Here is a 13286-nt window from a genome sequence, read left to right on the forward strand (position 1 = left end):
GCGATGAACAGTTTATTTGCCCTCTCTCTGTTCCCCTACCTGGTCTTTTTATTCTTCCTGTCGCGGCTGCGCCGGATCCCACGTTCGGCCTTGGTTGGATTTTGGCTGTTGTTGCTCTTTGTGGCCGTCAGCATCCCGGCAGGGCTGTACGCTCAGATGCACTACGGCACTTCCCTGGCCAACGTGGATCCCTTGCATGGAGGGGCAGAGGCTTTTCTCACCCTCTCCAATATTTTGGTGGCCTTGGGCTTTAAGCAGGGAATTGACCAACAGGCCCAACGACTTCCAGAGGCTGGCGACGGCAACCCTGAGCCATGATCATCCCAAACAGGTCCCTACCCCCTCTTCAAAATCAAAAAGGAGAAGAGAGTTAGGCAACAGTGGTTTCGGCGCAACCGGGACTGAATGTAGAATAGGGATCCAGGCCTGATACCTGCTGTTATTCTGTGAGATCTGCCAGATGGTGGCTACCCTTTCTGTTGCTGTTCCCAAAGTGAAGCTGAAGCATCCGCCCCTGCACATTTATCGCATGGGGGACAAGGTGCTGCGGCAGCCGGCCAAGCGCATCAGCCAGGTCAACGACGAGATCCGCCAGCTTGCCCGGGACATGCTGCAGACCATGTACAGCTTTGATGGGATTGGTCTGGCGGCTCCGCAGGTTGGCATTCCCAAGCGCATGATTGTGGTGGATCTTTATCCCGATAAGCCGGAGGTGCCACCGCTGGTGCTGATCAACCCGGAGATCCGGGAGTACATTGGCGAGGCCGTTGCCGGGCAGGAGGGTTGCCTGAGCATTCCGGGGGTATTCTGCGAGGTCATGCGCCCAGAAGGGATTGTGGTTTCGTTCAAGGATGAAACGGGGCGGCCCCGCACCCTTCGAGCGGACGATTTGCTGGCGCGGGTGATCCAACACGAAATCGACCACCTCAACGGCGTGTTGTTTGTGGATCACGTGGAAAACGAGCTGGTGCTGGATCAAGAGCTGCGCAAACACGGCTTCCAGATGCAGGATGTGCACCGCAAAGGCAAGCCCTCTGCTGTTCCCCGTTGAAGCCTTTCCAGACCGGTCCGGACGACTGTCGGTTTGGTTTAGTGTTGCAAGCGCTGGGCCAAGAGCTGCTCTTCCAGAGCGGCAATGCGGTTGTAGGCAGCGGTTAACTGGGCACTCAGGCGCTGTATTTGGGCTTCGGGGGCCAGCTCATGCCCCATGCTGCGGTTGCTCACCACGGTGGGTTCATCATCCAGCAGGAAGTTGTGGCTGCCATCTTCCACCAAGTCTGAGATTAGAACGCTGTAACGGGAGGGGGCGGGGGTGTTTTTTTTGGCTTCCTGGGTAGCCAGGAGAACAGCCACCACCTGCTCGGGCATCCGCTCGATGGCAGCTTTTAGCTCCTGTATTTGCGACTCCAGACGCTCAAGGTAGTGCTGCACTGCTTCGCTCATAGCTGCCCCAGTTTTCGACTACCTTCATTGAAAAAGGCAAATTTCGGATCCCCTCTTCTTCCCCCAGATCATTTAACGATTGCTTCCGGGAGGTGTTCCCCGAAACTCCTGGGTTCTCTCACAAGCCACAATTGAGGTGTGCATTTTCCGGAGATTTTGGTTTTCCGGTTACCCATTTCCCAAGCAAAAATCTCTGCAGATGCAGGATGCTGTTCAGGGATCCCGACCGCGGGGCTATACCTTGCCGGTTTTCGCCGTTGCTTCGGCCAGAGCTGCTCTTCACCACCTTCTGGGGATCCCTTTGGAGAAGGAAGGGGGGCGCTTGGCGATTGCGGTGCAGGCTGAGCCCCGGTCCCTTGAGGCTTGGATCCGGATCCCAGTGGAGCAGGTAGCTGCCTTGGAGAAGACAACAGCTCTGGCCATTACCCGCTCGGATCCCGGCCCCCACCTGGATCTCACCCGCGACACACCGGTCTGGGCTTGGGTGAGGTTGGAGGAGAGGGATCCCGAGGATCCCCCCTTGATCTTGGAAGCCGGGGAAGGGCTGGGGCGACGCACCGATGGCAGCCCGGCCATTTATGCCTATGCCCGCCGTTTGTTTGAGATCAATCTTTTGCCCGGGATCCCAGAGGGCTGCCGCCTGCGGGTGCGCATCATTTTGCCGGAAGGAAAGCTCCTGGCGGAGCGCACCTCCAATGCCGCTTTTGGGGTGCTGGAAGGGCTGGCCCTGTTGGGAACGCGGGCGGAGGTGGAGCCTTCCTCAAGTGTTGAGAGCTTAGAGCAAGCCCGCCAAGAGCTGCAACAAAAGTTGGAGCGGCACAAGCATTTGATCTTTTGCGTGGGCAGCCATGGGCAGCAGGTGGCGCTGGGGCAAGGGATCCCGGAAGACCAGATCCTGCGAGTAGCCAATTGGATAGGGCCGTTGCTGGTGGAAGCGGCGCTGCGGGGGGCGGAGTCCATTCATTTGATCGGCTACCACGGCAAGCTGATCAAGCTGGCAGGGGGGATCTTCACCACTTCCAGCCACGTGGCCGATGCCCGCTTGGAAATTCTGGCGGCAGCCCTGATCCGGCGTGGGGGAACGGCAGAACAGGCACGGCAAGTGCTGGAGTTGCGGACAGTAGAGGCAGCGGTGCACCATCTGGATGGCCTTGGCTGGGCAGCACCCGTGATGCAGGAGTTGGCTCGCCAAATCCTGGAGCGAGCCGCAGGCTATGTGCAGAAATACGCCAGCCGATCCCTGCCCTTGCGGGTGACGTTGTTCGACCGACAGGGGCAAATCTGCGCCCAGGTGGGGATCCCATAATGAGGTCATTTCGATTGAGACGAGGACATTGCAATCCCCCCGGATCCTCAACCATTTTTCTCCCGAAGTGTCTTAAGCGCTCCGTGCCGCCAAAGGCAACCACCCCCGGCTCCTCTCCCTTTAGTCCGTGCTCCAAAAGTCAATCCCTCTGCTCGAAACCCGCTGAGCAACGGTGGATCCCGGCCAAGACCACATAGGAGAGCGTTACGGCTGAGGAAGCAGATCCACTTTCCCAGCCACTGCCAATCAGACTCAGGTTGGCACTAGGATCCCACACCTAGTTCCCGGAGATGTTGACACTATCCACCTGCCAGCGAGTGGCCGAGCCGGAAGCTGTACCAGAAGAGCGATAGCGGAAGGCAATGTAAACACGGTTGGAAGGCTGGATCCCAGCCAGAGAAATCGGGCCGGAGTCGACGAAGCTGCCCGTAGAGAGAGTGGGAATCGTCAGAGCAGTCCAAGTGGCTGCATTCACTGCCGCTGGAGTGCCTGCACCGCTGTAGTTGGTGGAGTAAAGAACGCTTAGTTGTTGCGAAGGAGGAAGGCCGTTATCGCTAAAAGAACTCTGATTGCGGAAGGTCAGAACTGGGTTGCTGACGGAAGCCAGGTTCAGAGGAGGAGTGATCAGCCAGTCATTACCCGGTTGCTGACCGTTGAAAGCGTTGGCCTCGGCAAGGGAGTTGACACAACGCCAGGAACGACTGGTGTCGCCGTCCACATCCACAATCTGCCAGCCGGCTGGAGCAGGGTTGCAGTTATCAAAGCCTTCAGTCAAAGGCAGGTTAACGGAAGGAGGAGTTGGTGTCGGTGTGGGCGTCGGCGTCGGTGTGGGCGTCGGTGTCGGTGTGGGCGTCGGTGTCGGGGTGTGCGTCGGTGTCGGTGTGGGCGTCGGCGTCGGTGTTGGGGCCGGAGTCAGGTTCAAGCCAACGAGCACCGGATCGTGGTCGGAAGAGCGGAAGGGATCGCTGGCGTAGAAGAGGCTCTGCTGAGAGGGACTCTTGAAGCTCAGGGTGTAGTCCAAGCTCACGGGCTCATCAGCGTTGATGTGCCACTTAGCTGAGCCTGTAACTTGGGGTCTCAGACTGCTGTTGGCCAGGGCATGATCCAGAGATCCCCACTGTCCTTGGAAGCTAAAGGAGTAGCTGTTGGAGCCATTGAGGTTGATGAACCCGCCCGCCTCCAGAGTTTTGATCGGATCCTCCATAGCGTAGGAGTTGAGATCCCCCATAATCAACACATCCGGATCGGTGGAGCCAGTTGGATTGGTGGCGAGCCAGCTCAAGAGTTGCTGAGCGGCCCGGGTGCGGTTGCCGTTGCAATTGCCTTGGAAGGGATCGTTGTCAATAGGATCGCAGGGAGAAACCTTGGACTTGAAGTGGTTGACCACAACAGTGAAGGTGGCGTTGTTGCTCCGCTGCCGGAAGGTTACAGCCAGAGGAGGACGATGGAAGCGTCCGGGGCCTTGGGTGAATTCCCCTGTGTCCAGGAAGGCCGGGTTAGTGCCGGGGGCAATTTCAACCGTAGCTGGCTTGTAGATAAAGCCGTTGGTGATGGCATCGCCGCCCAGGTTGGGCACTCCAACATTCACAAAGGCGTAGGTTCCTGCCCCCATGACCTGGTTGAGCCCGTTCACCAAATCCTGAATGGAACTATTCGAACCGTATCCATCGTTTTCTAACTCGTTGAGGCCTACGATATCGGCATCCATGCGGCGAATAGCCTCGATGAGCTTATCCCGCTGGCGGGTGAACTCGGTGGCGTTGCTGGCTCCCCGACAGGAGGAGTTATTGGGGAAGCAGGCGTTGCCGAAGGTGTTGAAGTAGTTGAACAGGTTAAAGCTAGCTACCCTCAGGGAGCCCCCTACTGAGGGTGGGTTTTGCGGGCGAGGGTTGGTGGCTGTAAACCTGGGCAAGTTGTTGGGATCATTGGGGTGGATACGGTAGTCGATGGTCGCATCCACATCGCCACTGACATTCCGGCCTCGCAACTGGGTCATGATCCCGGTGATGTTGCTGACGCGATCGCCGCCGCGCACAGTGTTAGCCGCGCTCAGGCCACCCGGAGTAGGGTAGATAACCGGATCTGGGTTTTGGGTGAGCAGCCGGTCATCAATGCGAATCCGCTTTCGGTCGTTTTCCGCTTGAATGGCAGCTGCCTGGCTGGGAGCCGCAATTTGCGTAGGAGTGAACAACCGCTCTGTGGCCACACTCAGCTCCCCGTGGCGTCCCAGCAAGAAGGAGTCGGTTACAAACAGGGGCTGATTTCCAAATGTGACCAGCATTCCTTCCAGAGCTTCCCTTTGCTCCGCAGTCAGCGGTAGAGAGATCTGCACTGGGGCCGGCAACGGATTGTCAGAGCTACAGACAGTAAAGCTGGTGACGTTGGAGAGCTGGGTTTGCTGGCGGAACTCAGCAACCGTTCCGGTCACCTGAACCCTATCCCCAAGCCTGACGTTATTAGCTGTGCCACTGAAAACGAAGATGCCATCTGATGTGGCGGGATTCCCGTCACCATCATCTTGTAGGTAGTAGCCCTGGAGATAGGTTTGGCCAGCCACCCCCTCATTTTCAAAGTCTCCTACTACGATTCCAGAAACCGTGACTGTTTGGTTCACCAGAGGGGAAGTGAAGCCAGTGCCCTGGACAGTGCCAACTGGGATCAGGTTGGCGTTGGGATCACAGCCTCCCGGCGTGGGCGTCGGTGTTGGCGTGGCTGTGGGTGTTGAAGTCGGGGTCGGCGTGGGCGTCGGTGTTGGCGTGGCTGTGGGTGTTGAAGTCGGGGTCGGTGCTGGCACAGGTGTAAGTATTGGCAAAAGAGTTCTTCTGGAGCCGTACCCTTGCAGAGAAACCAAAAGCACCAAACCAAAAACTAGCACCGCAATTGATTGGGCAACACGACGCGAAGTAACCCTAGACCACATCTGCTTCACTCCTCCCGAAACTTCAAAGGATCCCGTATTTTTACCGTCTATATGGACACCATCTTCAGGAAGGAATCTGAGTAAAGGGGCAGTTAAGGTACGCTTAAGAAGACAAGAAGTTACCCCCGCCTGAGTCAAAACTCAGGGGAGAACATGGGCAGGCTTTTTCCCCTAATCCCCCAATTCGGGATCCGGTCGTACCCGCACCCCCATCTGGCGCAGCAGACGCAAAGAGTTTTCCGGCCCATCGATCATCTGCTGCTCGTTGATCCAGTAGGTGGCAATGCCCAGGTCTTCTAGAAATCGCACATAGGGATCCGGCGGCGGTCCATCGAAAACGGCGGCCTTCTGGACGGAAAAGCCCTGCTCGATCCAAGGGCCGAGGGCAAAGCGCTCATAGTAGAGCAACTGTCCCACCACTTCCTGCAAAGCCTCTGCCGCATCCTTGTGGTGCAGGAGCTTCACTTCGGCCAAAAGCAGATGCCCGTCCGCCACGGCCAAAAAGTCAAAGGTATGCTGATCCTCCCGGACTTCCAATCCTGCCAGGCGGAACCAGCGGCGAAACTGGTGCAAGATCTCGTTGTGGCGTTCGCTGCGCTCCAACTGACGGCGACGGCGGCGTTCTGCCATCAGCGGGTCTGTCCCGGCGCTGTGAGGGATCCCACTGCTACGGAACTGGGGCGGCTCATCGGGATCCAAGACCACCTTGCCCCCGGCAGGTTGATGCAGGAGGGGCGGCATCTGGGGCAAGAGTTCTGTGGATCCCCACTCCACCTCTGGCTGCTGAGCCCAGGTAAGCAGGTGTCGATTCAAGGGGTGCTCAGGGTGGGTGTCGAACAACAGGCGCAGTTGAGACTGGCTAAACTGAAAATCCAGACGAAATTGCTCGATGGAGAGGCTGCTCCGCCCCTTTTGCAAAGTTTCCTGGCCAAAGTAAAGCATCACCAAGAGCGGGTAAATCGGCAGCGGACGATGGGAGGGAATGAGCATCGCCCACATGTCATCCGTCCAGTGGGGGAGCAGGATCTCGGCCTGTTTGCCTTTGCCCACCACCTGCAACATTTTGGGGTGTCCCGGCTGCCAGCCACAGGGGTGATCGTCAAAGCCGCAAGTCTGCCGCCCTTGATCCACGCTCAAAGGGTAGCGCCCGTCATAAAGGCGGAAAGGACAGAGATCCCGGTCTTCGGCCAAAAAGCGCTCGTCTTGCCACAAGTGGGCCGCCAAGGCATGACAGCCGATCCCTTCCTGGCTGTTGCAGGCTTTGAGCCAGCGCCGTTCCGCCAGTTTCCCGCCCACTTTGCTCGGGGCCAGGGGCCGGATCAAACCGTTTTCCCCCTGGTTGAACAGAGGCCACACCAAAGGCTCGCCGGTTTCGGGTAGGGTCGGTAAAAGAGGGTGGGTTTTGCTGTAAAACGGGTCGCAAATGCGCTGGGCCACTTGCTGCAAGGGCAGTCCGCGAGGGGATCCCACCCAAGGCAGCAGAGATCCCGATCCGGCCTGAGCGCGGTGATATTGGATGGCCAGAGCCACCTCTAGCCCTATCGGACGGAGTTCCGGCGTGAGCTGCCGGTAGCGCTGCAGCAGCCGGGAAGCCTGCACAAACAGGTCGTAGCGCCGAACGGGAACTGCGTCAGCCATAGTGTTGCAGGAAAAACTCCCCACTGCCTTGGGCAAGAGCTGGCACAGACAAGCACCATGGCCTCAAGAAATGAGACCTTGGCAACTGTCTCTGCAGACCCTGACCTTGCCGAGGATATCGGGCCGACACCCATTCCCCTTGGCGTCAGGTCAGTAGTCAGTGTAGTGGAGAAACCCAGGCGCGAGAAGATGTTGCCACCTGGCGGCAGGTTGTGGGAAAAATGCGCAGCAGGCCCTAGCGTCGCGGCCACCAAGGAAACCAAGGAAGCCACCAAGGAAACCAAGGAAAGGGAAAGGGGCGCTCTGTCTCTGCGTCGCGGTTGTACTCCGTAGGTCGGCCTGTATCCGGCTGAATCACCAAGCTGCCCACATAGTCGGCCTCTCGATAGACGCGGGCAATTTGATGGTGAATTTGGGCCATGTCCTCGGCGGAGACCACGCCATTGTCGGTGGCTTTGTAGAACTGGACCGTGACCCGAATGGGAAAGCGAGGATCCCGCTCGATGTCCAGGTTGTTGATCTCGGTGAAGGGGCCCTCTACCTCTCCATGTCCGATGACAGCGGCTTCTACATTGCTGAGGCCGGCCAGGTCGGCTGCGGGTCCGAAAAACTTGACAGAGATATCCTCAACTTCCCTTCGCGGCGGCTGCCGCTGCTGGAGAGGTACTTGGATCACCATCACCAGGTTCAGGGCTTCTTCTGCTACTTCCGCCGAATGGGGATCTCTGGGGGTTGGGTTGGCGGCTTGCTCGGCCCGAAAATCGCTGAGGCGCTGCCCGGTGAGGCTGGCCCGTTCACCATTTTGGTTGAAGAAAAGGCGCTGGCCCCAAATAGCTTCGCCCACCTTATCTACCTTATCTTCAGTGCGGTTCTCGATCACCGTAATGCTGGTGCCCTCGCGGGTGGCCAAGATTGCCAGCACGGCTGGGTTGCCGGGATGGGATTGGTAGTTGAACAGCACCGGGTTGAATTGAGCGGATCCCCCGGCAGGGATGGGCAAAAAGGCGGCCTGGGCGCTCACCAACACATGGCTATCCCGTGGAGCCAGCAGGGAGTTCCGGTTGCCGGCCCAAGAGCCGGGATCATGTAAGTAGCGGCGCAGATTCCCCAGCAGCTCTCGCAACGACACGGGTTGCAGGGGTTTTCCTTTTTCGTTGCCCACCAGCACCTGTAGGCTGTCGAGGGGCAGGTCGGCAGACAGATCGGCAAAGTTGGGGTAGCGGATCACCGGCATCAAGCTCAGCTCGTAGTGACCCGTTCTGGGGTTGAGCTGTTGTACCTGGATGGTCATGTCGCTGATGTTGGGGCCAAGGGCAGATCCCTTGTGGCGTCCGGTATCTTCCCAGGTGATGTTGACGATATCCAGCCCATACTGCTTTGCCAAGGCTCGCGCTTGCGGATCCCAGGTCATGGAGATCGTCCGGTCGGTGACCTGCCTGTAGGCCAAGTATTCCGCCCACTCTGAAGGCGAGGGGGAAGAAAGGGACTGGTGGAGGGGAAAATCCATAGGGGTTGCCTGAGAAGTAGACACCATCGGCGGAGCGGCCAGGGAAATGCCCACCCAGCTCAGTGAACTCAGCAGCCAGGGGATGGGGGCGCGCATAGCAATATTCCTGAGGATTGGAAATTGGGGGACTATACCCTGACAATAGCTCCCAAAAGGGGAGAGGGTGTGGCGGTTTCACTTTTGGCAACCCCATGCTTTTGCCGGGATCCCAGGCCGCCTGGGCTACGATAAAAAGCTGTAGCACCCTTTCGAAATATTCCAGATCATGGCCAGTATTCGCCGGGATCCCGAGGTCAACGCTTCTGTAACTTCAACTTCTCCAGAGCCTCAGGCGCAGGTTCAGCCCTTGCCGCTGCATGTTATGTTCCGCCTGGGCCTGTTTCAGATGGGCTTGGGAATGATGTCGTTGCTCACTTTGGGAGTGCTGAACCGTGTCATGATCGACACGGATCTGCTGGCCATCCCGGCAACGGTGGTGGGGGGATCCCTGGCCATGCACCAGTTGGTCTCCCCGGCTCGGGTTTGGTTTGGGCAGCTCTCGGATGCCAAGCCCCTGTTTGGCCTGCATCGCACCGGCTATGTGCGTCTGGGATCAGTGCTATTTGCCGTTTGTATCTTCCTGGGGGTGCAGGTGGTGTGGGGTTTGGGGGAGAGCTTTGCGGCCACGGGTTGGTCTGGAGCCACCTATGGCTGGGTAGGCTTGGCCTGTTTGATGTTTGCCCTTTATGGTCTCTGCCTCAGCGCCTGCTCCACGCCTTTTGCGGCTTTGCTGGTGGATGTGTCAGACGAGGACAACCGCTCTAAGTTGGTGGGGATCGTCTGGTCCATGTTGATGGTGGGCATTGCCGGGGGGGCGATTGGCTCGGCAGTTCTGCTGCGGGGCTTGCAGCCAGACAACCTGCAGAGCACCATTAATCGCCTCTTCGTCATCATTCCAGCCGTGGTGATCCTGCTGGGGGTGATTGCCACCTGGGGAGTGGAAAAGCGCTATTCCCGCTACGGATCCCGTTCCACCCTGGCCGGACGGGAAGACCAAATCACCCTTGGCACGGCCATCAAGGTGCTGACCGCCAGCCGCCAAACCCTGATCTTTTTCGGCTTCTTGGTGTTGATGACCATGGGCCTGTTTATCCAACAGCCGATCCTAGAACCCTACGGCGGCGAGGTGTTTGGCATGACGGTGGCCCAGAGCACCCAACTCAATGCCTTTTGGAGTTTGGGCATTTTGGTGGGGATTGTGCTGACCGGATTTTTCATTGTGCCCAAGCTGGGCAAACAGACAACGGCCCGTCTGGGCTGTCTGCTGGTGGCCATCTCTTTTGGGCTGACCATTGCATCAGGGTTTACAGGCAATTCACGGCTGTTGCAACTGTGCATGATCCTGTTTGGTTTGGCTTCTGGGATCACCACCAATGGCGCCATTACCCTCATGTTGGATTTGACGGCAGCGGAGACGGCAGGCACCTTTATCGGGGCTTGGGGTCTGGCCCAGGCCATGTCCCAGGCGGTTTCCACCTTGCTCGGCGGGGCTTTGCTCGATCTGGGGCGCATTCTCTTCCCCACTTCTTCAGTGCTTGCCTATGCCACCGTCTTTGGGGTGGAGGCAGCGGTGATGTTGCTGGCCGTGTATTTGCTGGGACGGGTGAGCGTGGCCGAGTTTCGCGAAAAGACCAACCGTGCGCTGACCCAGGTGTTGGCTCTGGAGCTGGAGGGCTAGCAACGCGGGGCCGACTCGTAGTGGGGGCAGCCCTGACAGGGCCCGCTGGGGTTGACGGCACAACGCAGCAAGGGCGAGTGAGCATTAAACCGACAGGAGGGATCCCCCAGGAACCTTCCCACTTCCTGAGGTGGGGTGACCGAACGCACCAGGGCGCGGATCCCACACAGGTGGTATTTGCCTTGCCGGAGCCGGTAGGAATGACGCTTTTCCAGAACCAGGTAGTGCTGCTCTGCCAGTTGGACGTAGGTGCCCGGATGGGGACTGCTCTCCCAAGGGCATTCTTCCACCACCTCTCCCGAATCCGCGTCGATCCACTGAATGGGCAAGGTCGGGTTGATGGAAGACATAAGGCGCAAACGGAGCCAGTTTAGGGCAGCAGACTACAAAATGATGGACTGGGCTTGACTTGTGATTAACAAATTGTGCAACTTTTTCCGGCAACACTGAGTATGGCTGGTACAAATGTTCTCTCTTGTGTGACCTGGAGCCTGCTAATCTACAGAACTTCTACAAAGTTAAGTTAGAAAAAGCTGTACTCAGTGTAATGGATTTTCCGCAGCGGGCGGAGAACGGGATAGGTTGGGCCTGTGGCGGCGAAAAGATGGATGCTTCGACTAGCTGTTGGAATGGGCTTGGCGGGCCAGTTGGGTGAGAAAGGCCAGAGGATGACGGTTTTGGAGCTGCTGCCTAATCCGCTCTTGCAGGATTTCCTCTTGCCAGGGATCCCCGGAAGACAGCCACTCTAGGTAACTGAGCCCCGCCACCCGTGTCAGATAGGCCCCCGTCACTGCCTGCAGGGGGATCCCCATCACCATCAAGGGGCTGGCCTTGAGCAGAGAGCCCAAAGCCTGAGTGGCCAGCTCCAGCCCCCCCAATTGCACCACCATTTGCGCCAAACTCTGGGCGATTTGCTGGGCCCGGCGTAAGGTAATGCGTCGGTCAAACACCTGGTGCAGTTCCCCAATCATGCGCGCCTGAATGGCTACTCCTGCCAGCACATCCAAAGCAGGAAGAGGGTTTGCCGCCAGGGCAGCAGCGGTGGCCCACTGCATCCGTTCCACGATCTGGCGACCCTGTTGGCGACGTTCTTCTTGGAGGGCCTGCTGGACGGCTTCGCTGAGAGTTCGGGTTTGCAACAAGGCATTGGCCAAGCGCAGGTGGGATCCCTTCTGCTGCAGCAGGTGAGCCATTTGTTGAATGAGGGCCTCTGTCTCGGGGGGCTGCGGCTCCCAAGTTTCCCGCACAGAGCCATCTTCGGAGTAGTAGCGAACCTTGAGGGGTTCTGGATCGGCGGCGATGGCCACCACCTGTTCGGCAGGGATAACACCGGCGGTGCGTCGGCGCAAATGGGTCAAGATGGTCTCCACATCCTCCGGCAGCATCTGATCGGTTTTGTTGAGGGCCAGGATGGCGGATTTGCCCAGCCGGGCCAACTCCAGCATTTCGGCATATTCCGAAGCCAGCAGGTCTCCGGCCACCACCAAGATCAGCAGATCCGCCTTCTGGGCCAGGGCGCGGGCTTCCGCTTCACCTGCTCCCCCAATCGTCAGCAGCCCAGGTGTGTCGGTAAGGGAAATGGGGCCGTTCCAGCCCTCCAATTGGTAGGTGTGGATGGATCCCTGCTGGGTGGTGCCCAGGGTGGGGGCTGTTTCGCCCACCGGTCGGCCCATCAAGGCATTGATCAACGAGGTCTTGCCGGCGGAACTGGTGCCGAACACCACCAGATGCAATTCCTCCTGGTTAAGCCGCTGATTGATCTCTTGCAGCTTGGCACGCAGGGCACGGCGACTGATGTCATTCTGCAGCTTCTGGATCAGGCGATCGGCATCTTCCAGATCGGCTTGCACCTGATTCCGAGTTAACTTAACCCGCCGCAGCGGTTGTGTCCGCTGACTTGGAGCACTTTGCCGTCGGCCAGCCTGCTGCCACCAATGGCGCGCTGCCAGACCTGCTGCTGCTGTCCCTCCCAGGATCCCGGCCACTGCCAGATCCGCCAGCGGCAACGAATGGGGGGCGATAAAGCTATAGATCCCGCTAACCCATTGCAGATATTGGCTCAGGGCCGCCAAACCCAGCCCTGCCCACAACCACACCCAAGTGGAGCGCGACAGCACCATCCCAACCCACAGCCTGCCCAGATCTCCAGATCAAAAAGCCAAAATCGACCGGTCATCCCAGAGGACAGCCCCCGCTGTCAACTGAATCTGCAACCGCTTCTCCAGCATAGGGCTTGCTGTAGCTGAGCATACAATTTTGTCAAGAGTTTTGCTGGGGATCAGCCACCCGCAAGTAAAAGAGGAAGGGGAAGCAGGAAGTCAAAAGCGCCCTCAGCTCAACCGGCCCAATGAGCCAGGGATCCCCTCTCCCAAAATCGCCGGCGGCTCCAGCGGTGCCGGCAAAAACTCGCCCCCGCGATAATCCAACAGCTGTGCCAGCAGCAAGTAGCCCACCCCCAGAGCAATGGCCAGGATCCCTGTAACGATTGCTACCCACTTAGGCCGCTCCACGCTGAATCTCCCCAATAAAGTGCTGGATCTCGATGCTTCTATGATGCCCGAAGTGGTGGCCCAATTCCTAACGCGGCGGGATCAAGACTGCATCGATGACGTGGATGATGCCGTTAGAGGCTTAAATGTCTGCCACAACTACCTTGGCGTTGTTGATGCGGATCTGTCCTGATACATTCACGCTGAACTCTCCTGAACATGGTTCAGGAAAGAAGCGATCGCATCCTGCCTATCTCTGAGCAGGA

Annotated in this window: 12 protein-coding genes; 5 read left to right on the forward strand and 7 right to left on the reverse strand. The window is 58.4% G+C overall.

Translation table 11 applies throughout. The annotated features are described in order from the left end of the window. Positions 1 to 3: 3 nt before the first annotated feature. Positions 4 to 318 carry a DUF3593 domain-containing protein gene (locus NW834_RS06845; RefSeq protein WP_414330521.1) on the forward strand — a complete coding sequence of 105 codons (315 nt, stop codon included), beginning with the start codon at positions 4 to 6 and terminating at the stop codon, positions 316 to 318. 142 nt (positions 319 to 460) lie between these two features. Then, the gene (def, locus tag NW834_RS06850) at positions 461 to 1051 is read left to right on the forward strand and encodes a peptide deformylase (protein WP_414419782.1); all 591 of its coding nucleotides are present in this window, start codon (positions 461 to 463) and stop codon (positions 1049 to 1051) included. A gap of 38 nt (positions 1052 to 1089) precedes the next feature. Here def and NW834_RS06855 read toward each other — a convergent pair whose 3' ends face one another. Continuing rightward, positions 1090 to 1443, reverse strand: a complete 354-nt coding sequence (locus NW834_RS06855) for a hypothetical protein (RefSeq protein ID WP_414350209.1) — start codon at positions 1441 to 1443, stop codon at positions 1090 to 1092. A 199-nt stretch (positions 1444 to 1642) separates the two neighbouring features. Between NW834_RS06855 and cbiD the strand changes: the two genes are divergently transcribed. Then, the gene (gene cbiD / locus NW834_RS06860; protein ID WP_414419781.1) at positions 1643 to 2749 is read left to right on the forward strand and encodes a cobalt-precorrin-5B (C(1))-methyltransferase CbiD; all 1107 of its coding nucleotides are present in this window, start codon (positions 1643 to 1645) and stop codon (positions 2747 to 2749) included. Positions 2750 to 3026: 277 nt separating this feature from the next. Here cbiD and NW834_RS06865 read toward each other — a convergent pair whose 3' ends face one another. The 3 genes from NW834_RS06865 to NW834_RS06875 all read right to left on the reverse strand — a co-directional run bounded on the left by NW834_RS06865 (position 3027) and on the right by NW834_RS06875 (position 8910). Then, positions 3027 to 5543, reverse strand: a complete 2517-nt coding sequence (locus tag NW834_RS06865) for an ExeM/NucH family extracellular endonuclease (RefSeq protein ID WP_414426263.1) — start codon at positions 5541 to 5543, stop codon at positions 3027 to 3029. 297 nt (positions 5544 to 5840) lie between these two features. Then, positions 5841 to 7307: a hypothetical protein gene (locus NW834_RS06870; RefSeq protein WP_011434306.1), complete on the reverse strand. Its 1467-nt coding sequence runs from the start codon at positions 7305 to 7307 to the stop codon at positions 5841 to 5843. Positions 7308 to 7542: 235 nt separating this feature from the next. Continuing rightward, entirely contained in the window at positions 7543 to 8910 is a 1368-nt protein-coding gene (locus NW834_RS06875; protein ID WP_414419779.1) for a hypothetical protein, read from the reverse strand. A gap of 169 nt (positions 8911 to 9079) precedes the next feature. Between NW834_RS06875 and NW834_RS06880 the strand changes: the two genes are divergently transcribed. Beyond that, entirely contained in the window at positions 9080 to 10531 is a 1452-nt protein-coding gene (locus tag NW834_RS06880; protein ID WP_414349735.1) for a BCD family MFS transporter, read from the forward strand. On the opposite strand, the gene NW834_RS06885 is transcribed toward NW834_RS06880, so the two are convergent. From NW834_RS06885 to NW834_RS06895, 3 genes are all read right to left on the reverse strand, one after another. Then, positions 10528 to 10881 carry a DUF6464 family protein gene (locus NW834_RS06885; RefSeq protein WP_414349734.1) on the reverse strand — a complete coding sequence of 118 codons (354 nt, stop codon included), beginning with the start codon at positions 10879 to 10881 and terminating at the stop codon, positions 10528 to 10530. The genes NW834_RS06880 and NW834_RS06885 overlap by 4 nt on opposite strands. Before the next feature lie 267 nt (positions 10882 to 11148). Next, positions 11149 to 12651: a DUF697 domain-containing protein gene (locus tag NW834_RS06890; protein WP_414419778.1), complete on the reverse strand. Its 1503-nt coding sequence runs from the start codon at positions 12649 to 12651 to the stop codon at positions 11149 to 11151. Positions 12652 to 12861: 210 nt separating this feature from the next. Next, entirely contained in the window at positions 12862 to 13041 is a 180-nt protein-coding gene (locus tag NW834_RS06895; RefSeq protein WP_414349732.1) for a hypothetical protein, read from the reverse strand. A 40-nt stretch (positions 13042 to 13081) separates the two neighbouring features. Between NW834_RS06895 and NW834_RS06900 the strand changes: the two genes are divergently transcribed. Then, entirely contained in the window at positions 13082 to 13213 is a 132-nt protein-coding gene (locus tag NW834_RS06900; RefSeq protein WP_414389862.1) for a hypothetical protein, read from the forward strand. The last annotated feature ends 73 nt before the right edge of the window (positions 13214 to 13286 follow it).

This window comes from Synechococcus sp. R60.1 (assembly GCF_047461835.1).
GTDB lineage: Bacteria > Cyanobacteriota > Cyanobacteriia > Thermostichales > Thermostichaceae > Thermostichus.